Source organism: Nocardia inohanensis NBRC 100128, from assembly GCF_001612945.1.
Classification (GTDB): domain Bacteria; phylum Actinomycetota; class Actinomycetes; order Mycobacteriales; family Mycobacteriaceae; genus Nocardia; species Nocardia inohanensis.
Genome location: NZ_BDBK01000001.1, coordinates 409,025 through 432,747, shown reverse-complemented (window position 1 = coordinate 432,747; position 23,723 = coordinate 409,025). Strand labels below are relative to the sequence as shown.

26 protein-coding genes are annotated in these 23,723 nt (G+C 65.9%); 13 read left to right on the top strand and 13 right to left on the bottom strand.

The features are described 5' to 3' along the window. Positions 1-81 precede the first annotated feature (81 nt). The 4 genes from NI1_RS02105 (at position 82) to NI1_RS02090 (ending at position 3,405) form a co-directional block, all read left to right on the top strand. Complete coding sequence (locus NI1_RS02105; RefSeq protein ID WP_067813502.1) at positions 82-657, top strand: winged helix-turn-helix transcriptional regulator; 576 nt, start codon at positions 82-84, stop codon at positions 655-657. 67 nt (positions 658-724) lie between these two features. After that, on the top strand, positions 725-1,549 hold the full coding sequence (locus NI1_RS02100) for a DUF6777 domain-containing protein (protein ID WP_157534901.1): 825 nt from the start codon (positions 725-727) through the stop codon (positions 1,547-1,549). 191 nt (positions 1,550-1,740) lie between these two features. After that, complete coding sequence (locus tag NI1_RS02095; RefSeq protein WP_067813499.1) at positions 1,741-2,529, top strand: acyl-[acyl-carrier-protein] thioesterase; 789 nt, start codon at positions 1,741-1,743, stop codon at positions 2,527-2,529. Positions 2,530-2,724: 195 nt separating this feature from the next. Then, positions 2,725-3,405: an SIMPL domain-containing protein gene (locus NI1_RS02090; RefSeq protein ID WP_067813497.1), complete on the top strand. Its 681-nt coding sequence runs from the start codon at positions 2,725-2,727 to the stop codon at positions 3,403-3,405. A gap of 23 nt (positions 3,406-3,428) precedes the next feature. Here the strand turns inward: NI1_RS02090 and NI1_RS02085 are convergent, their stop codons facing one another. From NI1_RS02085 to NI1_RS02070, 4 genes are all read right to left on the bottom strand, one after another. Beyond that, on the bottom strand, positions 3,429-3,902 hold the full coding sequence (locus NI1_RS02085; RefSeq protein ID WP_067813495.1) for a hypothetical protein: 474 nt from the start codon (positions 3,900-3,902) through the stop codon (positions 3,429-3,431). A 109-nt stretch (positions 3,903-4,011) separates the two neighbouring features. After that, positions 4,012-4,836, bottom strand: coding sequence for an acyl-CoA thioesterase (locus NI1_RS02080; protein WP_067813493.1), 825 nt, complete (start codon positions 4,834-4,836; stop codon positions 4,012-4,014). Between the two features lie 142 nt (positions 4,837-4,978). Then, positions 4,979-6,391 carry a class I SAM-dependent RNA methyltransferase gene (locus tag NI1_RS02075; RefSeq protein WP_218026663.1) on the bottom strand — a complete coding sequence of 471 codons (1,413 nt, stop codon included), beginning with the start codon at positions 6,389-6,391 and terminating at the stop codon, positions 4,979-4,981. After that, the gene (locus NI1_RS02070) at positions 6,388-8,376 is read right to left on the bottom strand and encodes an APC family permease (protein WP_067813491.1); all 1,989 of its coding nucleotides are present in this window, start codon (positions 8,374-8,376) and stop codon (positions 6,388-6,390) included. The genes NI1_RS02075 and NI1_RS02070 overlap by 4 nt, the downstream gene beginning before the upstream one ends. 223 nt (positions 8,377-8,599) lie before the next feature. Here NI1_RS02070 and NI1_RS02065 point away from each other — a divergent pair, with 223 nt between their 5' ends. Together NI1_RS02065 and NI1_RS02060 are read left to right on the top strand one after the other, a co-directional pair. Beyond that, entirely contained in the window at positions 8,600-9,265 is a 666-nt protein-coding gene (locus tag NI1_RS02065; RefSeq protein WP_067813489.1) for a potassium channel family protein, read from the top strand. Between the two features lie 2 nt (positions 9,266-9,267). Further along, positions 9,268-9,957 carry a potassium channel family protein gene (locus tag NI1_RS02060; RefSeq protein WP_067813487.1) on the top strand — a complete coding sequence of 230 codons (690 nt, stop codon included), beginning with the start codon at positions 9,268-9,270 and terminating at the stop codon, positions 9,955-9,957. 61 nt (positions 9,958-10,018) lie between these two features. On the opposite strand, the gene NI1_RS02055 is transcribed toward NI1_RS02060, so the two are convergent. From NI1_RS02055 to NI1_RS02045, 3 genes are all read right to left on the bottom strand, one after another. Beyond that, on the bottom strand, positions 10,019-10,660 hold the full coding sequence (locus tag NI1_RS02055) for a sigma-70 family RNA polymerase sigma factor (RefSeq protein ID WP_084522655.1): 642 nt from the start codon (positions 10,658-10,660) through the stop codon (positions 10,019-10,021). 221 nt (positions 10,661-10,881) lie between these two features. Continuing rightward, a complete protein-coding gene (locus tag NI1_RS02050) occupies positions 10,882-11,562 on the bottom strand; it encodes a DUF3159 domain-containing protein (protein WP_067815091.1) in 681 nt (226 codons plus the stop codon). 165 nt (positions 11,563-11,727) lie between these two features. Continuing rightward, entirely contained in the window at positions 11,728-12,123 is a 396-nt protein-coding gene (locus NI1_RS02045; RefSeq protein WP_067813485.1) for an OB-fold nucleic acid binding domain-containing protein, read from the bottom strand. A gap of 161 nt (positions 12,124-12,284) precedes the next feature. Between NI1_RS02045 and NI1_RS02040 the strand changes: the two genes are divergently transcribed. Further along, positions 12,285-13,010: an alpha/beta fold hydrolase gene (locus NI1_RS02040; RefSeq protein WP_067813483.1), complete on the top strand. Its 726-nt coding sequence runs from the start codon at positions 12,285-12,287 to the stop codon at positions 13,008-13,010. A gap of 272 nt (positions 13,011-13,282) precedes the next feature. Here NI1_RS02040 and NI1_RS02035 read toward each other — a convergent pair whose 3' ends face one another. Together NI1_RS02035 and dut are read right to left on the bottom strand one after the other, a co-directional pair. Then, entirely contained in the window at positions 13,283-14,146 is an 864-nt protein-coding gene (locus tag NI1_RS02035) for a DUF3710 domain-containing protein (protein WP_439957230.1), read from the bottom strand. Between the two features lie 5 nt (positions 14,147-14,151). Next, positions 14,152-14,643, bottom strand: a complete 492-nt coding sequence (gene dut, locus NI1_RS02030) for a dUTP diphosphatase (RefSeq protein ID WP_067813479.1) — start codon at positions 14,641-14,643, stop codon at positions 14,152-14,154. 79 nt (positions 14,644-14,722) lie between these two features. Between dut and NI1_RS02025 the strand changes: the two genes are divergently transcribed. Continuing rightward, positions 14,723-15,199: a DUF3093 domain-containing protein gene (locus tag NI1_RS02025; RefSeq protein WP_067813478.1), complete on the top strand. Its 477-nt coding sequence runs from the start codon at positions 14,723-14,725 to the stop codon at positions 15,197-15,199. 73 nt (positions 15,200-15,272) lie between these two features. On the opposite strand, the gene NI1_RS02020 is transcribed toward NI1_RS02025, so the two are convergent. Beyond that, a complete protein-coding gene (locus NI1_RS02020; RefSeq protein ID WP_067813476.1) occupies positions 15,273-15,575 on the bottom strand; it encodes a DUF4193 domain-containing protein in 303 nt (100 codons plus the stop codon). A gap of 488 nt (positions 15,576-16,063) precedes the next feature. Here NI1_RS02020 and cei point away from each other — a divergent pair, with 488 nt between their 5' ends. Then, positions 16,064-16,750 (top strand): envelope integrity protein Cei, encoded by a 687-nt coding sequence (cei, locus tag NI1_RS02015; protein WP_067813474.1) that lies wholly within the window; start codon positions 16,064-16,066, stop codon positions 16,748-16,750. Positions 16,751-16,827: 77 nt separating this feature from the next. Here the strand turns inward: cei and NI1_RS02010 are convergent, their stop codons facing one another. Further along, positions 16,828-17,739 (bottom strand): inositol monophosphatase family protein, encoded by a 912-nt coding sequence (locus tag NI1_RS02010; RefSeq protein ID WP_281179478.1) that lies wholly within the window; start codon positions 17,737-17,739, stop codon positions 16,828-16,830. A gap of 97 nt (positions 17,740-17,836) precedes the next feature. On the opposite strand from NI1_RS02010, the gene ppgK reads away from it, so the two are divergent. From ppgK to NI1_RS37710, 4 genes are all read left to right on the top strand, one after another. Continuing rightward, the gene (gene ppgK / locus NI1_RS02005) at positions 17,837-18,595 is read left to right on the top strand and encodes a polyphosphate--glucose phosphotransferase (RefSeq protein WP_067813470.1); all 759 of its coding nucleotides are present in this window, start codon (positions 17,837-17,839) and stop codon (positions 18,593-18,595) included. A gap of 154 nt (positions 18,596-18,749) precedes the next feature. Further along, positions 18,750-20,171 carry an RNA polymerase sigma factor gene (locus tag NI1_RS02000; protein WP_067813468.1) on the top strand — a complete coding sequence of 474 codons (1,422 nt, stop codon included), beginning with the start codon at positions 18,750-18,752 and terminating at the stop codon, positions 20,169-20,171. 91 nt (positions 20,172-20,262) lie between these two features. Continuing rightward, the gene (locus NI1_RS01995) at positions 20,263-21,165 is read left to right on the top strand and encodes a tyrosine-type recombinase/integrase (RefSeq protein WP_067813466.1); all 903 of its coding nucleotides are present in this window, start codon (positions 20,263-20,265) and stop codon (positions 21,163-21,165) included. Positions 21,166-21,301: 136 nt separating this feature from the next. Next, positions 21,302-22,291, top strand: a complete 990-nt coding sequence (locus NI1_RS37710) for a HEPN domain-containing protein (protein ID WP_157534900.1) — start codon at positions 21,302-21,304, stop codon at positions 22,289-22,291. Positions 22,292-22,408: 117 nt separating this feature from the next. Here NI1_RS37710 and NI1_RS40060 read toward each other — a convergent pair whose 3' ends face one another. Then, positions 22,409-22,909: an HNH endonuclease gene (locus tag NI1_RS40060; RefSeq protein WP_084522467.1), complete on the bottom strand. Its 501-nt coding sequence runs from the start codon at positions 22,907-22,909 to the stop codon at positions 22,409-22,411. Continuing rightward, on the bottom strand, positions 22,910-23,659 hold the full coding sequence (locus NI1_RS40055; RefSeq protein WP_169815524.1) for an HNH endonuclease: 750 nt from the start codon (positions 23,657-23,659) through the stop codon (positions 22,910-22,912). It abuts the gene before it with no gap. Positions 23,660-23,723: the final 64 nt, after the last annotated feature.

Below are 23,723 nucleotides of genomic sequence, written 5' to 3'. Positions count from 1 at the left end.
TCCGGATACGTTGCCGCACACTCTACTTGGAATTCCCAAGAATGCACTTGGATTTTCCAAGTCGAAAGCTACAGTAGTGACATGCCGCGCCGCACCTACGACCACTACTGCGCCGTCAGCCGAGCCCTGGACGTCATCGGCGACCGCTGGAGCCTGCTGGTGGTCCGCGAATTGAGTTCCGGCCCACGCCGCTACAGCGACCTGTTCGCCGACCTCCCCGGCATCAGCACCGACATGCTCGCCACCCGCCTCAAGGAACTCGAACGCGACGGCATCCTCACCCGCCGCAAAGCCGGCCCCCGCGCCACCACCGCCGTCTATCAACTCACCGACACCGGAGCAGCCCTGCGCCCCGTCCTCGACACCCTCTCCACCTGGGGCACTCCCCTACTCGGCGAACGCCGCACCACCGACGCCGTCCGCGCCCACTGGTTCGCCCTCCCCCTCGGCCGCGCCCTCACCGACAAATACGGCCCCGGCACCATCACCACCCACATCGGCGACACCGCCCTCCACTACGTCATCACCGACAAGGGCATCACCCACCACGACGGCCCGGCCCCCGCCCCCGACCGCGAACTACGCCTCACCCTCTCCGAGGCCATCGAGATCGCCACCGGCGCAACCCCCCTCACCGACCCGGAGCCCGCCGACTGACTTCTTCCGATGCGGGCCCGTGGATTTCGCGGCATGCGTGTGGCCGGGGCGGGCGACAGGATGAGTTATGGGTAAGCACATACGGTGGCTCGGCGCGGTTGTGATCGGCCTCGGATTGGTGATGCTGGGGGTCATCGGCGTTTACCGGATGATCAGCACGGACGAAACGCTGGCTGGGGTCCTTTACCAGGCAGCGGATTTCGATGGCATTCATCCGTTCCTGGCGGTTGCGCCCGCTGCGGCCGTCGGCCGACCGGTTGCGGGGGCACCGGTGACTCCGGTTCGATCCGGGGGGAAAACCGCAGGGGGGATTCAGGTCTCGGGCGGTGAGCCGGGGGTGTACGGCGGGCTGCGGGATCAGCCGACCGGGGGTGTGGATGCTCTGGTCGCCTTCTTCGCTGATCATGTGGATGAACGCCGGGCCGTGGTCCGCACTCTCACCGGCGATCCGGGGGTCGAACGGGGTGGGGGCTCGGGGCTCTCGGACGCAGATCTGGGTGGTTATCTGCGCGGCTTGACGCCGGTGGTGCTGCGCCTGGATATCCGGGTCACCGATCATGAATATCGGGAGGGGAAGGTCACTCCGTTCGAAACCGTGTTGCAGCGGGGCACTTCGGTGCTCGTGGACGCGCACGGGGTGCCACGGATGCGCGATCGGAGCGGCTCACCGCTGACGATATCGACTTCGGTCGGGTACAAGGCCGTGTATTCGGGGCGTTTCTGGGCCGGTTTCGATGCGGCGGCGGTGCTGGTCGTGACGGGCACGCCCGATGCGCTGACCGACTTCACCCTGTTCGACATCGCCAGCGGTGCGGCATTCGATCGGCCGGCGGGGACGAACGGCACCGACGACCGGCCGCCGGCGACCACCGTCCGGGCGGGCGGACGATGATCGGCCCGATTGGCGGGCACAGGAAGAGCGGCTCAATGCCTTCCATTTGCAGAGCTTTTTCGGCGGGCTCCGCTAGCGACCCGCCCCGCGGCCGAACCCGGAACCGGTCGCCAGCCGTACTACTCTCGGGGGCGATAGCGTCGCCAGCTCAGCGCAACCCCGCTCCCGTACGGATTTCCGGAGGTCTGCCGATGAACCAGCTAGTCGCTCCACCGCTGCTCAGCGCCGGACTCGAACCGGCCCGGCAGCCGCTCGCGCCGGTCCCGTCCACCGGGCATATCTTCGACGTCACCCGCCGGCTCGGGACCGTCGACATGGACGAGAATCAAGGACTGCGGATCGACGGCATCGCCCGGCACATCCAGGACGCGGGCGTCGACCACCTGGTGCACTGCGATGCGCTGGAATCGCATCCGCATTGGATCGTGCGGCGCACCGTCATCGACGTGATCCGCCCGATCACCTGGCCCGCCCAATTGCGTTTGCGCCGTTGGTGTTCGGGGATCTCACCACGCTGGTGCACCATGCGGGTGCGCATCGACGCCGACAACGGCGGACTGGTCGAGACCGAGGGCTTCTGGATTCACATGAACAAGGAGACGATGAGCCCGTCACGGGTGGCGGACGAGTTCTTCGACCTCATGTGCACCACCACCGATGAGCAGCGGTTGCGCTGGAAGCAGTGGCTGACCGAGCCGCTGCCCGCCGGACACGGCATCGGATTCCCGTTGCGCCGCACCGATATCGACCACTTCGGGCATGTCACCAACACCGCCTACTGGCATGCCGTGCACGAATTCACCGCCGACGCAACGCAGTTCACCGATGGTCCGCACCGCTTCGTGCTCGAATACAACAAGCCCATCCGCTACGGCCAGCAACTCGACATCCACACTCGCCGCACCCCCGACGCGCTCACCCTCTGGTTCTCCGTCGAAGGCGACGTCCGCGCCGTGGCGCAATTGCGGGCCGCCGGCTGAGCCCGTAGCGGGTAAGACCACTGCCGCACGCGGCCGGAGCGCTGCCCGCGCCGCAGGGCGCGTCCGCCGGTCGCCATCCGATCCGCGTGGCCGGACGCGTATCCCGGACCGGCCGTCCAGGCGCGGCGGACCTGGGCATTCGCCGGGCGTCGGTAGCATCGGCCCGGACGCGCCGGGATCGATCGAGGAGGACTTGTGAGCAGCACTGACACCACCGGGACCATTACGATGTCCGGTTCCGGCAGCGCCACCGCCACACCGGACCTGATGCGAGTGACGGTGTCGGTCGAGAGCCGCGCCGAAACCGTGTCCGCCGCCTACGCGCGCGCCGGCGAACGCACCGAGGCCATCACCGCGGCCCTGCGCGCCGACGCCGTCCAGAGCCGGGACATCGCCACCAGCGGGCTGTCCGTACGCACCGAAACGGTGTGGACGGACGGTAACCGCGAGCGGGTGATCGGCTATCTGGCCAGTACCTCGCTCACCGTCACCCTGCGCGATATCGGCACCGCCGCAGCCAAATCCGATCAGGGCCCGGCCGCCATCATCGCCCATGCCGTGGATGCCGGCGGCGACGATGTGCGCCTCGGCGGCTTGACCCTCGCGGTCGCCGACGAAGCCGCACTGATCGCCACCGCCCGCGATGCCGCCTGGGACGATGCTCTCGCCAAAGCCGAGCGCTACGCCGCGCGCGCGGGCCGCTCCCTCGGCGCGGTCCTCGACATCACCGAAAACGCCGCCGCCACACCGGTTCCGGTGGTCCGCAGTATCGCCTTCGCCGCCAAATCCGGTCCGGCGGGCGCCTCCCCGGTGCCGGTCGAGCTCGGGGAAAGCGAACTGTCGGCCACCATTCAGGTCACCTGGCAATTGAACTGATCCGGCGCGGGTCGCCTCCCGCGCTACGCGTCCGACGTCGTGAAATCGTCCGGATGCGCCAGCGCGTAGCCGACCACGAACAGCACCAGCTGAATCCGGACGAACCACAATCCGGCATGTGCCGCCGCGAGCCGCCAAGGCATGCCGTCCAGCATCACCAGCACCGCCAGCACGATCAGCACGCCCAGCGACAGCTCCGCCGCGAACAGCGCCGTGCCGCCGATATCGGTCGCCGGGCTGAGCACGGCGGCGAGCACCATGCCCGACACCGCGATGACATGCCAGATGAACCAGACGAACAGGTTCGGATCCCCCTCGCCGTCATAGTTCAGCAGCGGAGCCCAGCCGCACTCCCAGCCGCCTTGCAGCCGATCCTTCCAGTCCTTGTTCCAGGCGACCGAATAGAACAGCACGCTGATCATGAACAGCACGGGCACGACGCCCGCCAGAAACCAAGCCGTCCCATACGTGATGGGCTTCGCCGCAAGAACTTCCATCGCCCGCTCCCTCCCGAATCCCCTGATTCTGGGCTCGGCGCGACGGGCCGCCAAGACACCGAATCTCGGGGATCGGCGAGGTGGCCGATCGACGGGCTGAAATCAGCTGTCAGGCTTTGAAATACACCATCTGATGGGTGGTCGCGAGCAGTTCGCCGCCAGCGGCCCACAATTCACCCGACTGGTCGAAGTAGCCGCCGCCGAAGCGGGCCGCGCGGGCCGAAGCGAGCAGGGGCCGGTCCGCCTGTGCCGCAAGCAGTTCGGCGTCGGCGTGGAAGTAGACGGTCAAGGAGACGGTGCTCGCGGGCACCATTCGGCCCAGTCGCACGAAGACGCGGGGGAAGAAAGCGTCGGACATGGCGGTGAGCGCCCCGAAATCCAAAGCCCGGGCAGGAGTATCGCGGATCCAGAGCGTGGTCTGCGAACCGGCCGGCTCCCCGGCGGCGATCGCGTCCATACCACCCTCCACGAACCGCATCTCGTAGTTGCGCAACCACGCGATGAACCCTTCCGGCACCACCTGCACCGGCAGCGATTCGGCGGCGGCGACCACCGGCATCTCGCGTTCGGTAGCCGCCCAGCTGTCGCGGCGCGTACCGGTCACGACGGTGGCGGTCGCGTTCGTCTCCGCACCCTGCCGCAGCGACAGCACCCAGTGCTGGGTGCTGCGGTTGGTCCGCACCGGTTCGGCGAGAATCTCGAATTCCCCCTCGGCGATGGGGCCCGCGAAGTTCACCGTCAACGAGATCGGATCACCCAAGCGCTCGGGATGATCGAGCACCGCCTGCAACAACGTAGCCGCCGTGATCCCGCCGAACGGCCCGACCATATTGCCGTAATCCGGCGTGGTCCGCCCCGCAAAGACACCGGGCGTCCCGGACTTGAGCGCGACGGCGGTATCGAAGGGATGCGTCGGAGCAGCGTCGGTCGACATGCTTCACAAACTAGACAGTGTTCAGAAGCGCCCGGCGTCCACCCCCGAAATCCCCCGCCGCGACCTGCCGGCCCGGCCCCTCGGCACGGTACGCCCATTCCGGTGGCGCCGGCAGGCCAGCCGGTACGGCGTCCGCGCCGGCTCAGCGTTCCAACAGTGCGACGCACTCCACGTGGTGGGTGGAGGGGAAGGCGTCGAAGACGCGCAGGGCGGCCGGGGCGTAACCGGCGGCCTGGTAGAGGCCGAGGTCGCGGGCGAAAGAGGCCGGGTCGCAGCCGATGTGGATGATTCGGCGCGGGCCGCGTTCGGTCAGCGCGTTGACGACGTCCTTGCCCGCGCCGGCGCGCGGGGGGTCGAGGACTACGACATCCGGTGCGACGGCGGGCTGTTCGGTGATCCAGCGTTCGACGCGCTCGGCTCGCAACTCGACCTGCCGGAGGTCGCGTAGCGATGCCTTGCCGTCGGCTACGGCGGAGCGGGCGAACTCGACGCCATGCACCTCGCCACCCGCGCCGACCTGCTCGCCCAGACGTGCGGCGAAAACGCCGACGCCGCAGTAGAGATCCCAGGTAAGAGCACCGGGAGCGGCGTCGGACCAGTCGGCCACCACATCGGAATAGCGCTGTGCCGCACCGTAATGCGGCTGCCAGAATCCCGTGACGGACAGCTCCCAGCGTCTGCCGCCGACGTACTGGACGGCGCGGCCGTCACCTTCGACGATGCGTTCCGCCCGTTCGCTGTGGGCGGCGGCGCGGCGGGCGGCTGTGCTGCGCCGGTCCCCGCCACGCCGGTCATCGCCGCGACGGCCACCGGCGCGGCCCGCGCCACCGGCGCGGCCGGAAGCGGTGCGGATGGAACCACCGGCGCGCCCCGAATCTCCGTGCCGTCCGGAGTTTGCGTGCCGATCGCCACCACGCCCACGGCCGCCGGAATCGGGTTCGGCGGGCGCTAGTTCGATCAAATGCCGGGTGCCGTCACCGTCGACGGCGATCACCAGTTCCGCGCCCGGCGTCCAGGTCCGTTCGGCGATGCCCGCCATCGCACCGGGCATGGGCTGCGGGCAGCGCAGGTCCGCGATCACGTCCGTGCTGCGGAAGGCGTGCACGCCGGCGCGGCCCTGGGCATCGACAGCCAGGCGAACCCGTGAGCGCCAGCCGCCGAATTCGGCTGCCGGGCCGATCGATTCGACGGTGATCTCGGGTTCCCAGCCGGCCAGCCGCCGGAGCTGCTCGGAGACAACGGATGCTTTCAGCGCCCGCTGCGCCACCGGGGTCGCGAAGGCGAAATCGCAGCAGCCCGCGCCGCCGGGACCGGAGACCGGGCAGGTGGCGGGAATGCGGTCGGGCGAGGCTTCCAGGATCTCGATCGCCTCGGCGCGGCAGAAGGAGCCGCCGCGATCCTCGGTCACCTGGGCGCGGACGAGTTCGCCGGGCAGGCCGTGGCGGACGAACAGCACGCGGCCTTCATGCCGGGCCACGCAGAACCCACCGTGCCCGGGCGGCCCGAGGCGAACCTCGAAAATCTCCCCGTACCAGTCGCTTCCGGACCGGCTCACCCTTCGTCTCCGAAACCACGCCGCACCGACCCGGGCGCGATCACCGAACGCGGTTTGGCGGCCCGCACCGACGAGCTCAGCTGCCACGGCACGCTGGTCACCATTACACCGGGCTCGAACAGCAATCGCCCCTTCAACCGCAGCGCACTCTGGTTGTGCAGCAGCTGCTCCCACCAGTGCCCGACCACGTATTCGGGGATGAACACGGTGACGATGTCGCGCGGCGCGTCCTTGCGCAGCCGCTTCACGTAATCCACCACCGGCTTGGTGATCTCACGGTAGGGCGATTCGATCACCTTGAGCGGCACCGCGATATCGCTGCGCTCCCATTCCCGCACCAGCGACCGGGTATCGGGCTCGTCCACGTTCACCGTGATGGCCTCGAGCGTGTCCGGCCGCGTCGCACGCGCGTACGCCAGCGCCCGCTTGGTCGGCAGATGCAGCTTCGACACCAGCACGATGGAGTGCGTGCGGCTGGGCAGCACACCGTCCCAATCGGTTTCGTCGAGCTCGCGCGCCACCGTGTCGTAATGCCGGTGAATCAACTTCATGATCGCGAAGATGGCCAGCATGGTCACGATGGCGATCCACGCGCCCGCCAGGAACTTGGTCACCAGCACGATCACCAGCACGGTCGCCGTCATGGTCAACCCGATGGCGTTGATCACCCGCGACCGCTTCATCCGCGAGCGCTGCGCCGGATCGGTCTCGGTGCGCAGCAGTCGCGTCCAATGCCGCAGCATGCCGGTCTGGCTCAGCACGAACGACACGAACACGCCGACGATGTAGAGCTGGATGAGCTTGGTCACCTCGGCCCCGAACAGCACCACGAACGCGATCGCCGCACCCGCCAGGAAGATGATGCCGTTGGAGAACGCCAGCCGGTCACCGCGAGTGTGCAGCTGGCGCGGCAGGAACCGGTCCTGCGCCAGGATCGAGCCGAGCACCGGGAAGCCGTTGAAGGCGGTATTGGCGGCCAGCACCAGGATCAGCGCGGTGACGATCGTGATGAAGTAGAACCCGGCCGGGAACCCGTCGAACACCGCGCCCGCGAGCTGCGCGACCAGCGTCTTCTGCTCGTATCCGGCCGGCGCGCCGATCAGGTCGTCGGTGTTGTGGGCGTACACGATGCCCACCTTCTGGGTGAGCACGATCATGCCCATGAAAAGCGTGACGGCAATTGTGCCGAGCAGCAACAGAGTCGTTGCGGCATTGCGCGACTTGGGTTTCCGGAATGCGGGTACGCCATTGCTGATGGCTTCCACACCCGTCAGCGCGGCACATCCGGAGGAGAACGCGCGGGCGATCAGGAATACGAAGGCGATACCGGCCAGATGCTCTTCCTCGGCCTTCAACCCGAATCCGTAGGACTCGGCGTGCACCTGCTCGCCGAGAATCCCGATCCGGGTGAATCCCCACAGCAGCATGACGAACATGCCGACCATGAAGGCGTAGGTGGGAATCGCGAACGCGGTACCCGATTCCCGCACACCCCGCAGATTGATTGCGGTGAGGATCACGATCGCGGCGACCGCGAACAACACCTTGTGCGTGGAGACGAACGGCACCGCCGAACCGATATTCGAGGCCGCCGAGGAAATCGACACCGCCACGGTGAGTACGTAATCCACCAGCAGCGCACTGCCCACCGTCAGGCCCGCGGTGGGCCCGAGGTTCTTGGTCGCCACCTCGTAGTCACCGCCGCCGGAGGGGTAGGCGTGCACGTTCTGCCGGTAGCTGGCAACCACCACCGCCATGACCAGCGCCACCGCCACACCCACCCAGGGCGCGTAGGCGTAAGCGGACAGCCCCGAGACCGAGAGCACGAGGAAGATCTCCTCGGGCGCGTACGCCACCGACGACAGCGCGTCGGACGCGAAGACCGGGAGCGCGATTCGCTTCGGCAACAGGGTATGGCCGAGCGAATCGCTACGGAATGGGCGGCCAACCAGCATGCGTTTGGCGGCCGTCGTCAACTTCGACACTCCTGCGAGCATAAGGCAGTCGATGTCATGTCGCGTCCACGGCGCGGCGCGTTCGGTTTCCGGGTCGTAAGGTGGCCCGTGCGCGATGTGAGCTTTTTCCGATTGCGTTTGAAGCAAGACCGGAGGGGGAAAGTGCCTCGGGAAAAACTCGAGCGGTACGGTTGCCACCCGGACAAGAGCAACCAGACCGCACACCACGGTTTTCGGGAATGGGGTTCGCACGGTGTACGTAGTGATCATGGGGTGTGGACGAGTGGGATCCTCACTCGCGCGCGCCCTGGTCCGGATCGGCCACGAGGTCGCGGTGATCGATCAGAATTCGAGCGCCTTCCTGCGGCTGGGGCGGGATTTCCCGGGCCTGTGCATCACCGGTGTCGGATTCGACCGGGATGTGCTGACTCGTGCGGGAATCGAGAAGGCAGGGGCCTTCGCGGCGGTCTCCTCCGGCGACAACTCCAACATCATCTCCGCGCGGGTGGCGCGCGAAACCTTCGGCGTGGAGCGTGTGGTGGCACGCATCTACGACGCCAAGCGGGCCGCCGTGTACGAGCGGCTGGGCATCCCGACCATCGCGACAGTCCCCTGGACCACCGACCGGTTCCTGCGCACGCTGGTGGCCGATCAGAGCACCACCACCTGGCGCGACCCCACCGGCACCGTCGCGGTCACCGAACTGGTCCTGCACGAGGATTGGTACGGCCGCACCGTGAACTCGCTCGAGAGCGCCATCGGCGCGCGGGTGGCGTTCCTGATCCGCTTCGGCCAGGGCATGCTGCCCGGCGGCAAGACCATGCTGCAAGCCGACGACACCGTCTACATCGCAGCCACCTCCGGCACCGTGGGCGAGGCCGTCGCCCTGGCCGGTAATCCGCCCGCGAGCGAGGACTGATCATGAAGGTAGCCATTGCGGGAGCCGGCGCGGTCGGCCGATCCATCGCCCAGGAGCTATTGCGCGGCGGCCATCAGGTGATGCTGCTCGAACGCCGCCTCGACCACATCGACCCCACCATCGCCCCCACCGCGGTGTGGACCCACGCCGACGCCTGCGAGCTGGCGACCCTCGAAGAAGCCGGACTGGAAACCTACGACGTGGTCATCGCCGCCACCGGTGACGACAAGGTCAACCTGGTCTTCAGCCTGCTCGCCAAGACCGAATTCGGCGTCCAGCGCGTCGTGGCCCGCGTCAACGACCCCCGCAACGAATGGCTCTTCGACTCCTCCTGGGGCGTGGACGTAGCGGTCTCCACCCCCCGCCTGCTCGCCTCCCTCGTCGAGGAAGCCGTCTCGGTAGGCGACCTGGTCCGCCTGATGACCCTCCGCCAAGGCCAAGCCAACCTCGTCGAGATCACCCTCCCCGGCGATACCCCCTTGGCAGGCAGGGCAGTTCGCACCCTGATGCTCCCCCGCGACGCCGCCCTGGTAGCCATCCTCCGCGGCGGCCGCGTAATCGTCCCCCAGGGCGACGACCCCCTCGAAGGCGCCGACGAACTCCTCTTCGTAGCCTCCGTCGAATCCGAGGACGACCTCCGAAAAGCCCTCGGCGTGAACGGCTTCGGCAGCGCCGTCCCCACCCCCGCCTGAGTCCGGACGAGGAGGGGCCGAGCGCACACCCCCGCACTCGGCCCCTCGTTGAGCTGAAACGTTATGACGCGGCTCGCAATTCGGCGCGGAGCCGGTTGAGGGCGCGGTGCTGCATGACGCGGACCACGCCGGGGCTGGTGCCGATGGCTTCGGCGGTTTGGGCGGCGGTCCAGCCGAGCACGATGCGCATCACCAGTACCTCGCGATGGGTGGGGGCGAGCACCTTCATGAGTTCGCGGGTGGCTTCACGGGTTTCGGTCGCCAGGGCGCGTTCTTCCGGGCCCGCCTCGACGCCGGGCGCGTCGGGGAATTCCGCCACCGGGTAGGCCGGGTGCGTCTGGGCGCGGCGGAAAGCGTCGGCGACCTTGTTGGCCGAGATGCCGTAGACGAAGGCCAGGAACGACTTGCCCTGGTCACGGTAGCGCGGGATAGCCTGGACGGTGGCCAGGCAGATCTCCTGGGCCACGTCGTCGGCGGTCACGTGCAGGTGCCCGGCGCCGCTCATCCGGGCCGCGCAGTAGCGCCGCACCAGCGGGTAGACGATGCGGAGGATCTCCGAGACAGCGTCGCGGTCACCTCCGGCCGCCGGACCGATCAACTTCTCCAATTCCGCGGCCGCGCGCCGGGATTCCGACGTCGCCGCGGTCGTGCCTTTGGTTCCCCGCCCCGCCTGGTGTTGCCGGCGCGAGGCATTCGGTGCCACCGCCGCGCCGCGCCCCTCGCCACGGTCCTGCGACGTTGCCACTGCCTTGCCGTCGGTATCCACTCCGGATCCTTTCGCCGTTATCCGATGAAAAGATCGTCCGACGAACGGGACCGGCGAAATAGATACCCCAGGGGTGGGGTGAGGCCCCCCTTTACCCCTACGTGATCCCCGAAGGTGTTGCGCGAGGCGCGATTACCGCGATAAGGCCCTGGTCGCGCCTACTGTGCGGCGGATTCCTCGGACTTGACCGAAGACTTGGGCAGATGACCGGCTTTGCGCACGGCCCAGATCGTGATCAGCAGCGCCACCCCGGTCAGCGGCCAGCCCATGGCGATGCGCGCCACCGCCAGCAGGCCGGTGCTGTCGGCCGCGTAGAGATGGTTCTGCACCAGATAGCGGGCGCCGAACACCACCGCCCACACCACGGTCGCCAGATCGTAGAGACGCATGGCGCGGCGATCCGAACGCCATTCGGTGCCATGGCCGTTCAGCACACCCCAGATCACGCCCGCCAGCGGCCAGCGCACCACCAGGGAGAGCACGAAAGCGCCCGCGTAAACGAGGCTGGCGTAGATGCCGAAGAGGAAGAACCCCTTCGCCTCACCCATGCGGTAGGCGATGAGCGCGCACACGCCGACCCCGAGGAAACCGGAGATGGCCGGTTGCACCGGGCCTTTGCGCAGCAGCCGCCAGATCAGGATGGCGGTCGCGACGCCCAGCGCCGCCCAGACCGCCGCGGTGAGCCCGCGCAGCGTGTTCACCGGCACGAACACCAGCACCGGCAGCGAGGAGTAGATCAGGCCGCTGAATCCGCCCATCTGCTCGAGCAGGGTCTGCTCGATCTCCTCTTCGCGCTCCTCGTCGGCGGCCTCCTGCGCCGCCGCGGGATCGACCGCCATCCGCTGCCATTCGCCGAGTTCCTCGTCGAAGACCAGAACGGTCTCCTCGACGGAGACCTCCTCGGCCCACGCCGTATCACTCGCCAGCTCGCCGGGGGCGCTCAGCTGATCCTGGTCAGCGGGCCAGCGGCCCTCGTCGTTGCTGCTGGTGGGAATCGGCATGCCTCAGGAATTCTCACGAAGTTCGTAGTAGGGGTTGTAGATGACCTTGCCGCCCTCGCGCTGTCCGACGCGGCCGCGCACCAGGATACGACGCCCGGGCTCGATACCCGGGATGCGACGCCGCCCGATCCAGACCAGCGCCACGCTGTCGGTCCCGTCGAAGAATTCCGCTTCGACCTCGGCGCCCCCGGTCTTCGGGCACGCCTCCACGCTGCGCAATCTCCCCAGCATGGTGACTTCCTCACCGCGCCGGCACTCCGAGGCCCGGCACGCGCCCGACGCTTCGGCGCTCTCGGCGAGCTCCTCGGCATCCAGGCTGTCCAGGTCCGCGGTGAGCCGGCGACTCAGTCGCCGGAAGTAACCTGAGGGGGTTGTGTCCTTCCCACCCTGGGATGGCATTTCGCACGCTCTCCTGTAGAGCAGACGGCGTGGGTCTCACGTCGTTGGTCTTCCCACACGCCTGATGGGTGTTCCCACGCGACCGGCTGTGGCCGTACATCGCCACTGTAGATGGGACGGGCAGCCCTCGCCACGCGCGCCCACCCCAGTACGCTCGGCGGGTGCCAGATCTTCCCCGTCCGGCGGTCGCCGTCGCCCTGCCCGGAACCGGTTCCGATGCTCATTTCGCCGGTAGAGCCTTCGGATCCGCTTGTGCCGCACTGGATCTCCCGTTCCACGCGGTGGACCCCGATCCCCGGCGCGTCATCGACAGCTATCGCACGGCACTCGATGCCGCCGCCCGCTCCGGACCGGTCCTGGTGGCGGGAATCTCACTCGGCGCGGCCGTCGCGATCGAATGGGCGGCCCGGAACCCGGAATCCGTTGCGGGAGTAGTAGCGGCCCTGCCCGCCTGGACCGGCGCCGACACCACCGGCTGTCCCGCCGCCCTGAGCGCCGCCGCCACCGCCTCGGCCCTGCGCGCCGACGGCCTCGAGACCGTGATCGAGGTAATGCGCGCCTCCAGTCCCGCCTGGCTGGCCGAGGCATTGACCCGGTCCTGGCGCTCCCAATGGCCGGACCTGCCCGCCGCACTGGACGAAGCCGCCTCCTACGCCTGGCCCGAACCCGACCTGCTCGCCCAGGTCACCACCCCGGTCGCGATCGTCGGCGCGACCGACGATCCCGTGCACCCGATCGCCGTGGCCGAAGAGTGGACCGCGCTCATCCCCCACGCCGAACTCCACCGCATCACCCTCGACGAACTCGGCGCGGACCCCGCCGTCCTCGGCGAACGCGGCATCACCCCGCTACTGCGAACCCCCATGAGCCGCAACACCGTCTCCTGAGTATGCGACGCCGGCCCGCAGTGACACCGCCTCCCGCTGTGGGCCCGTGGGCGACCCGCCACCCGCTTTGCGCAACGCCGCCGCACTCGTGGCAGCCCTTCCTGAGCGAGCGACACCGGCGTCTGCGGACAACACCACTCTTGTGCGTGATATCGAGCCGCCACGAAGTGCGCGACACGGGGCAGTGTGCAGCAGTCGCATCCGGCTGCACCGCCCAGATACGTGAAAGGGGTGCATCGCGGTCATCGCGATGGACCCCTTGCGCGTGGTGACTAGTTCTGGCCCAGCTGCTGCATGGCCGAACCCTCGGCGCCGCGGCGCGGCTGGTTGTCCTCCGCGGTGGGGAGGCCCTGGAAGGGCTGTCCACCTTGCATGGCGGCGAGCTGTTGCGCCATCGCCTGCTGCTGCGCGGCCAGCTGCTGCTGGTGTGCGGCGGCGAGTTGATCGGCCAGCTCCTGGGGTAGGACCACCGGGAGGGGTTCCCGCACGGGTAGTGGCTCGTCGCCACGCCGCACCACGGTCTCGCCCATGATGGCGCGAGCGGCCGCGACCAGCGGGCTGTTCTCATCGGCCGCGCCCGAGGGCCCGGCCGCGACCAGGCGCACCATCCAGCGGTGGCCGTCGACGCCGATGAAGCGCAGATCCGCGCCCTCGGTGACGGCGTGCAGTTCGCGTCCCCACGGACCGTTCTGCACCGATACCTGGGCGCCGTCCTTGCGCAGCGTCTCGGCGAGATCGGCTGCCACCGCACGCCATTGGCCCGGCGATTTGGGAGCGGCGTAGGCGGCCACGGTGATTCGGCCGTGCTGGGTGGCCAGATGCACCGCCTGCGGCGCGCCCTCGGGGGTCATCTCGACCTGGAGCTGCCCGCCCGGCGGCACCGGCACGATCACCGAGCCGAGATCCAGCCGCTGATCCGCGACGGTCTCGAGCCGGTCGGCGACGTCCTCGTAGTCGTAGGGCCCGGTGCGGTCACCGGACGCGGCGGCCTGGACGGCGTAAGCGTCGGTGTCGTACTCGGATTCGGCGACCTCGTCGAAGTCGTCGTACTCCTCGTACTCGTCGTATTCGACGTACTCCTCGTCGTGCTGCGGCGCGTCTCCGCCGCCACCCTTGTTCTTCTTGCGTCCGAACACCATCGTCATGCCTCCTTGCCGGTCACCTGACCCACCGACGACCCCAGGCTGGCGTGTCCGCCGCTGGAGCCGTAACCGCCCGCGCCCCGGGCGGTTTCGTCGAGCGAGTCGACCTCTGTGAAATCGACCAGTTCCACCTTCTGCACCACCAGCTGCGCGATGCGATCGCCGCGACGCAGTTCGACGGGTGTGCGGAGATCATGATTGATCAGGCACACCTTGATCTCACCGCGGTACCCGGCATCGATCGTGCCCGGGGTATTTACCACGGAAAGACCGTGCTTGGCGGCGAGTCCCGATCTCGGATGGATCAATCCGACGGTGCCGAGCGGCAGCGCCACGGCGATGCCGGTGCCGACGAGCTTCCGCTCCCCGGGTTCGATGATGACGTCCTCGGTGGTGCACAGGTCCACGCCCGCGTCGCCCTCGTGAGCACGCGCGGGTACGGGGATGCCGGGATCGAGCCGCAGCAGGGGAATAGGTGGAATACCGGTCACGTACGCCGAGCCTACGCGTTCGACCCCGTACTCATTGACCTAGTCTGATGTCGTGTCCGACCAGCCCCCACAGGTAGCCATGGAACCTGATCAGCAGCCCGCCGCACCCCTCTACACCGAGCGCCTCTGGGTGCCGCTGTGGTGGTGGCCGGTAGCGCTCGTGGTGACGGGTCTGCTGGCGGCCGAAATCCATATGGGCGCACCGGGAATCCGGGCGTGGCTGCCGTACGTGCTGTTGATCCCGATCCCGGTCTGGGTGCTGCTGTGGTTCTCGCGGCATCGGGTGGAGGTGGTGGCGGACGCATCCGGCACCCCGGAATTGAAGGTGGATCGCGCGCATCTGCCGGCGACGTTCGTGTCGCGGGGCGCGGGGGTTCCGGCCAGTGCGAAGAGTGCGGCGCTGGGCCGTCAGCTCGATCCGGCCGCGTATGTCCAGCATCGGGCCTGGGTGGGCCCGATGGTGCTGCTCGTGCTCGATGATCCGGATGATCCGACGCCGTACTGGCTGGTCAGTACGCGCCATCCGGAGAAGATTCTGTCCGCGCTCGGCAAATAGCCGAACAAGGTCTTGGCCGCGCTCGGCGAACCGAGCGCGGACTGACCGTCATCCCCGTTCAGGACCGTGCAGCCTAGGCCGCGCAGTCCATGCAGATGAGCTGCCCGCCGGACTCGTCAGCGAGCCGGCTTCGGTGGTGCACCAGGAAACAGCTCGAGCAGGTGAACTCGTCGGCCTGCTTCGGGATGACCCGAACCGAGAGCACCTCCTCGGAAAGGTCCGCGCCGGGAAGCTCGAACGACTCCGCGGTATCGGATTCGTCGATATCCACGACGGCGGACGCGGCCTCGTTGCGACGAGCCTTCAGCTCCTCGAGCGAGTCCTCCGACGGTTCGTCGGTTTCACTGCGCCGCGGTGCGTCATAGTCGGTTGCCATGTCGTCTTCCCCTCGTCCTTACTCCGTATATCCCGGACCGGCGCTCCCGACCCGATTCCCGGGGGAATCGGTCGGGGGGACGCCGTCCCGCCCGTGGTGTACGTCACGCGTACACCGTTCACCGATCGGGCGGATTTTCCTGATCCGCACCGGATCGCGCTCGGTCAACGCAGGACATGCCCTTGTTGTTCCCGAAATCGAACCCCCGATTCACCTGGGCTGTACGATCTGGGCCGCCAGACAATAGCGGACCCCAGCGCAAAAGTCGCAATCAAAACACAGGCGATTCGAAACTGAGGGGCAATCGTCACACGTGAACGGGGCCATAGCGGTGGGGTTGTCCATACCGAGATCTGAGACGCCGCTCACTCACGATCCGGCACGCCGCGGGCGCCGACCTGTATCGATCTTGTCCGACGCACCGGCGCGGCCCGGACTCACCGGTGGCTTGCGCGCAGTGCCGCACCGGCTTTCGTAGAGTGTGAGCCGTGGTTTCACTGATCACCCAAGGCAACTCGTCCGATCCGGCAGGCCGGCCGTTCCTTCGTCGTCGCTGGGAACCCTGGGCGGCGATGGTCGGCGTGGTCGCGCTGATCGGCGTTCTGGTGTGGTGGAAGGCGCTCACCACGACCGAGGGCGATCACGCTGCGATGGCGTGCAATTCGCCGAGCCCCGCCTCGAGCACCAGCACCTCCGCCGCCGCGCCCGCGACCCTCGGGTCCAGGTTCTCCCCCTCGCGATTGCGGGATGTGGATCCGGCGGCGCTGTCGCAGTCGCATGTGCGGGTGTTCAATGCCAACGGCCAGCGCGGTCAGGCCGCGCACGTGGCTTCGGAGCTGAGCGATCTCGGCTTCGCCAGCGCGCCCGATGTGCAGATCGGCAACGACCCGGTCTACGTCAACGGCGATCTGGAGTGCACGGGTCAGATCCGGTTCGGCGTGAACGGTCGCCCGGCGGCGGCAGCGGTGCAGTTGGTGGCGCCGTGCGCGGAGCTCATCGAGGACAAGCGCGAGGACAACACGGTGGATTTCGTGCTGGGGTCGCTGTTCCGCGATATCCGGCCCAGCACCGACGCCGAGGAGGTGCTGAAGGCGTTGAAGAATCCGGCGCCGGGCACCACGTCGGCGGCCATCGATCCGAAGTTGCTGGAGGCGGCGCGGCACGCCAAGTGCTGAGGCCCTGAAAACCGTTCGGGCCCATACCGTTACGACGATCGCCGCGCCTTTCCGGGCGCGGCGATCTGTCTATCCGGCTATCCGGAAATCGGGATAGGGGTGGTGACGCCCAGCCGGTCGAGCAGACTGCCCAGTTCCGCCGCGATGCCCGGGGCGGCGGCGACCACCAGCTCGCCGTCCTGGCCCGGGCTGGTCGGAGCCGGGAGGATCAGCCGCGCGCCCGCCTCCGCGGCGATGAGCGCCCCCGCCGCCCAATCCCACAGGTTCAGGCCGTGCTCGTAATGCGCGTCCACCCGCCCCTCGGCGACCATGCACAGATCCAATGCCGCGGAACCGACCCGGCGGATATCGCGAATGTGCGGCAACAATTCGGCGACCAGTTGCCCCTGCCGGGCGCGGCGCGGGGTGGCGTAGGCGAATCCGGTGGCGACCAGCGCCATGCTCACCGACTCGACGGCGTTGCAGCGCAAGGCGATCGGCTCCCGGCCCGCTTCGCTGCGATGCGCGCCCAGCCCGAGCCCGGCACTGTAGGTGACCCCGTGCGCGACATCGGCGACCGCGCCCGCCACCGAGCGCCCGCCGCGGACCGCGGCCACCGACACCGAGTAGGCGGGGATGCCATAGACGAAATTGACCGTGCCGTCGATGGGATCGACCACCCACTGCACGGCGTCGGGATCATCGAGCAGGGTGCCGCCGTTCTCCTCCCCCAGCACCTGCTCGCCGGGGCGCGATTCGGCGACCAGCTTGCGGACCAGCTGCTCGGTCTCGGTGTCGACGACGGTCACCGGATCGGTCGGGGTGCTCTTGGACTGCACGGCGTCGAGTTCGGTGGCCTCCGCGCCGAACACCTCCGGCCGGCGGGCGCGCACATGAGCGGCGGCGGTTTCCGCGAGATGCACCGCTACGCGCCGTAGTTCGGCGATATCGGTCTTCTCGGCGCTCGGTGTGGTGTTCGATGCGGTGAAAGTGAAATCGGATTCCGGCACGACAACCATCGCAGCACAGATCCGGCGTAGCGCGCATTAGGCTTGTCGTGCACAACACAGGAGCACCACCGGCAATACGGGAGAACGAGGAGTCGTCATGTCCGCTCGAGGGCACGCGTTCGGTATCGATATCGGTGGTAGTGGCGTCAAGGGCGCCGCTGTCGATCTGGCTACCGGCGAGTTGGTCCAAGAGCGCATCAAGGTGCCGACGCCGCAGCCGTCCACGCCGCACGCGGTGGCGGAAGCGGTCGCGAAGGTGGTGGCGCAAGCCGGATGGGACGGGCCGGTCGGCATCACCATGCCGAGCGTCGTCATCGGCGGATTGATCCGCACCGCTGCCAATATCGACAAGGCGTGGATCGGCACCGACGCGCGCGCACTGTTCTCCACCGCGCTCGGCGGCCGCGAGGTGACCGTCCTCAACGACGCCGACGCGGCGGGACTCGCCGAGGACCGCTACGGCGCGGCAAAGGATCTCAGTGGTTTGGTAATGCTGCTCACCTTCGGTACCGGTATCGGATCGGCGGTGATGTACCACGGTGTGCTGATGCCCAACAGCGAACTGGGGCACATCGAGGTGGACGGTCGCGAGGCCGAGCACCGGGCCGCCGCATCGATCAAGGACAAGCTCGGCCTGAGCTATCCGGAGTGGGCCGCCGAGGTCTCCAAAGTGCTGGTCACCTTGGAAAACCTGTTCTGGCCGAATGTGTTCGTGGCCGGTGGCGGAATCAGTCGCGACTACCAGGAATGGATTCCGTTGCTCACCAACAGAACCCCCGTGGTGGCCGCCGATCTGAAGAACACCGCGGGCATCGTCGGAGCGGCCATGGCCGTGTCTGCCGGTATCGCGCCGTAGGCAGCTCGGTTCGATCGTTACAATGGAACAAGCCCGGCGGTAAGCCGGAAAAACGACACCGGCACGAGAGCCGGTTTGCCCCCCGACAAAACCCGCTCCGCCGGATGATCACTTCTGGCGTGACGCCGCACGAGACCGTCACGAAAGGGCGTACGTGGTAGCCACGAATACCCAGGAGACCGCCGAATCGGCCGACGCCGCCGACTCAGCAGACACCACTGAAGCACGGCCGGTCAAGAAGGCTGCCGCCAAGAAGGCCCCGGCCAAGAAGGCCGCGGCGAAGAAGGTCGCGGCCAAGAAGGCCCCGGCCAAGAAGGCCGCGAAGGCCACCGCCAAGAAGACGGCGGCCAAGAAGGCTTCCCCGAAGAAGGCCGGCGAGCCCGGCGCCGAGGGCGAAGTCGACGAAGTCGTCGACGACGAGTCGTTGGAACTCGACGACCTGGGCGACCTCGAGGTCGACGAGGAAGAACTCGCCGACGACGAAGAGATCGTCGACGAGGAAGACGCCGAGGAAGAGGCGGTCGCCGCACCGGAAGGCGAGGAGGCCGAAGAGGCCGAGGAGCCCACCGAGAAGGACAAGGCCTCCGGCGACTTCGTCTGGGACGAAGAGGAATCCGAGGCTCTGCGCCAGGCCCGCAAGGACGCCGAGCTCACCGCTTCGGCCGACTCGGTCCGCGCCTACCTCAAGCAGATCGGCAAGGTCGCGCTGCTCAACGCCGAGGAGGAGGTCGAGCTCGCCAAGCGCATCGAGGCCGGTCTCTACGCCACGGAGAAGCTGCGCGAGTTCGCCGACAAGGGTGAGAAGCTGCCCGTCCAGGGCCGCCGCGACCTGCAATGGATCATGCGCGACGGCAATCGCGCCAAGAACCACCTGCTGGAAGCCAACCTCCGCCTGGTGGTTTCGCTCGCCAAGCGCTACACCGGCCGCGGCATGGCGTTCCTGGACCTCATCCAGGAAGGCAACCTCGGTCTGATCCGTGCCGTCGAGAAGTTCGACTACACCAAGGGCTACAAGTTCTCGACCTACGCGACCTGGTGGATCCGTCAGGCCATCACCCGCGCCATGGCCGACCAGGCCCGCACCATCCGCATCCCGGTGCACATGGTCGAAGTCATCAACAAGCTCGGCCGCATCCAGCGCGAACTCCTCCAGGACCTGGGCCGCGAGCCCACCCCCGAAGAGCTCGCCAAGGAAATGGACATCACGCCCGAAAAGGTGCTGGAAATCCAGCAGTACGCGCGCGAACCCATCTCCCTGGACCAGACCATCGGCGACGAAGGCGACTCCCAACTCGGCGACTTCATCGAAGACTCCGAAGCGGTAGTAGCCGTAGACGCAGTCTCCTTCACCCTCTTGCAGGACCAACTCCAGTCCGTACTGGAAACCCTGTCCGAGCGTGAAGCCGGCGTCGTCCGCCTGCGCTTCGGCCTCACCGACGGCCAGCCCCGCACCCTGGACGAAATCGGCCAGGTCTACGGAGTAACCCGCGAACGCATCCGCCAGATCGAATCCAAGACCATGAGCAAGCTGCGCCACCCCAGCCGCTCGCAGGTCTTGCGCGACTACCTGGACTAAGCGTCAACCGAGATTGGGCCCCTGAGCAGCAGCTTCGGGGCCCAATCTCTGTTTTCTGGACGTGCACAACGCTCTCAGTCAAGATAGTGGAATGGCGATCGAACATACGATCGATCTCGCCATGCTGTTGCCCTCCTGGGAGCTAGCACTGCGAGCCGAACGCAAATCCGACCACACGGTGAACTCCTACCTGTACGGCGTCCGCCTCTACCTCGACTGGTGCGCAGCGAACGGCCACCCACCCGAGCTCGACAGAAACCAGGTCAACGCCTTCGTAGCAGGACTCCTCACATCCGGCCTCGAACCGACGACCGCCCGAGCGAGACAGCTTGCGCTCCGGCGCTTTTCGGTATGGCTAGTCGAAGAAGACGAGCTGGATTCCAACCCCCTCCTCGGCCTGAAGCCGCCCAAACTCGATGAGAAGGTCGTCCCCTCCCTCACCGACGAGCAGATCCAGGGATTGATCAAAGCCTGCCAGGGCAAGGACTTCCGCGATCGCCGAGACGACGCCATCATCCGCCTGATGCTCGAAACCGCCATGCGCGCCGGCGAATGCGCCGACATCGACCTAGCAGACCTGGATATCCGCCGCGGCCTAGTCACGGTCCGCCGCGGCAAAGGCGGCAAAGGCCGCATCGTCCCCTTCGGCCTCCAAACCAGCCGATCCCTCGACCGCTACCTCCGCGCCCGCCGCACCCACCGCCTGGCTGACTCTCCCAAACTCTGGCTCGGCGAACGCAGCAAGGGCTTCACCTACTGGGCCCTCTACGACACCCTCACGTACCGAGCTGAGCTAGCAGGCATCGAAGGCTTCCATCCCCACATCCTCAGACATACCGGCGCATCCCGCTGGCTTGACGCAGGCGGAACCGAAGGCGGCCTCATGGCCGTCGCCGGATGGAGCACACGAGACATGATCGACCGCTACACCAAATCCACCGCCGCTGCCCGTGCAGCTGAAGAGGCCCGCGGCCTTAACCTCGGTGACCTGTAGTTGGGCACAACAGCACACAACGGAACTCGGTCGGTCGAACACTCGAACGTGCCCAGACATTTTTCACAGGTACATCTGCCGTTGGTCCGGGACACCTACCACCATGAGGCTAATCGGCCCACTACACTCGACCAGCGTGACCTCACCAAGCGAGTTGGCTTCGGCCGGTGGACAGTACGGCGTTGTATTGAACGATATCGCCAATGAAGCAGACTTTCCGTTTGAGTTGGGTGCAGGTTGGACAATAGATCGAGCATCGTTATCCGAGGTGGAGGTCTTTCGTCCACAACTCGAAGAACTTCGCAAACTAGGAGCACCCTTCCGGAGTGGATTGCCCTATGAGGCAAGTATTGATGCCGATCAGCATCAAGCCGTTGGCTTCAGTTGGGACCTTACACCCCATCAGTGGCGCTATACGGTTGTGCGGTCAAGAGATGAATCTCCTACTGAGCGTCACAAGCTCGATCAAGCCCTCCGGATAGCGCCCTGCGACATTCGAATCGCCGGATGGGTGGAATGGACATCGAGTTCTAGCAAAAAGACCGTTGCACTGAATGTACCGGAATGCGTTCACTACATGCGTCGAATACTCACCAATCATGTTCCATCCGTCCCTGATTTCCGTCGCACGAAGGAAATATTTGAGTTACGAAGCGCACTAGATGAAAGCAAGTATCCACGAATTGCGCGCGCACTCACACTATTTGCACAATATGATGAACTTCGGGATCTCTCCGATACAAAGTTTCTCGCCCATTTTTCAGTCCTCGAAAGCCTCCTGAGTCACAATCCCGCCTTGAACGACTCTCTCGACTCCATTACACGCCAGCTTAGGCGCAACCTCAAACTATTGGACCACAGGATGCCGCCCGAGGAGAATCTCGGATTTGATAAATTCACCAGAAACGCTACAGCTGATCAAATAATAGGCAAGCTCTACTCAATACGCAGCGCAGCAGCCCATGGAGGCAACACCGATGAGCCGCTCAAGTGGCTGAATGATCGAAGGCCCACTGGATGGACTTTTTGGGATCATGAGTACAGCTACCTGCGATCGATTGTCCAGAGAATCCTGGTCGCCGCCCTTCGGGAGCCTCAGCTTATTACAGATCTACAAGGTGAATAATGCGAACGAACATGGTCGCACCATAGTCGGATCACACCCGATGACTAGTTCGTTTGACAATGCCCGACCATAGAGGGATTGAAATATCGAGCACTGATTGACAGGCTTGGATCTAGATCATGCCATCATATTCTGAATGTATTCACAAATAAGGCAGCGATCCTGTTCGACAACACCCAAGAATTCGCCTTCAAATTTGTGGCCGAACTTTTTCACATGCTCTTGACGTTCTCGCAGGATACGACATATAAGACATCTCCGACGTGTCGAGCTTGGATTCATCGGATCGTTAACGAACGAGTGACCAAAGCTTGGAATATGGGTTCCATCGTTGAAACATTGACGACAGCGCCTGTGCCCCTCTGGACTCACCAAGGTGTTCTCCTCGGTATATGGATGACCTAACGGACATTCCTGGATTCGCAACGCCGCTCTCTTTAGATTTTCCGCGATCGACACCGCTTCTAAATGATTAACATTGCAGCACAGTGGCACACCGCACAGATGGTCAATTGTTAAGTTGCTAGCGGAACCCACGCCATGAACTAGTTCGTAGGCAAATCTGTGCGGTTGCACGGAGATTCCCTTCCGCTTTACACCGGAAATCTTGATATACATTTATCCATACCCGTGTGGCCTAACAGAACCAGTCCAAATAAGACAGTCATCGGTGAATCCATGTGTTGTCACCCCATACTCCGAAACCGCTTGAGGCTGAAGCCTAGACCACAGACTTTCTTCGCCAGTAATTGCATTCGATTGCACACCATGTCCGTCGATGTACTTTATTCCCCGGGAGTTTGCGTCAACCTCGACAAGTTGCCGACAGCCACAGCCACAAACCTGCTTCAAAGGGTCACCGAAGTGTCGATCACGGTACCGGTGAGATCGGCACATGCCAGCAATTTGAGAAGGATCGCCGCAGCCCACAACCTTACACAAACCGATATTCACAACCCTTGGTCGGCCCAATTTTTTTCCATCCACTACCCGCTCTGCAGGTTCAGTCTCGAGTTGACCATCAACAGCCACATCAGAGCTACTCGAAGTAGCTACTACACTTCCTGCCACGATATTGGGCACATAGTCTTCGTTATTGTATTTCTTTGCATTACATGTTGAATGCGCCGCACGGCAATTTTCGTATATATGCGGGCCGCCCTTCGAAAAGGGAATGACATGATCAAGTACAGGTGACAGTGGGTCAATTGAACCACCCAAAGTGCGAGTAACCCTCAGATGTTCGGGGATCAAATCACCGCAAATATGACACACCCAACGATCTCTCTCAAATACTTTTCGAACAAGAACAAGTTCCGCAAAAACACCCCACTGTGCAGCACGACGTTGCAGATCGCGTGCTCGCATGAGCTCCTTCTTACGAAGATCGCGACAAGCCTCGCATCGAAGCCGGGAGGGTCCGTGACCCGTT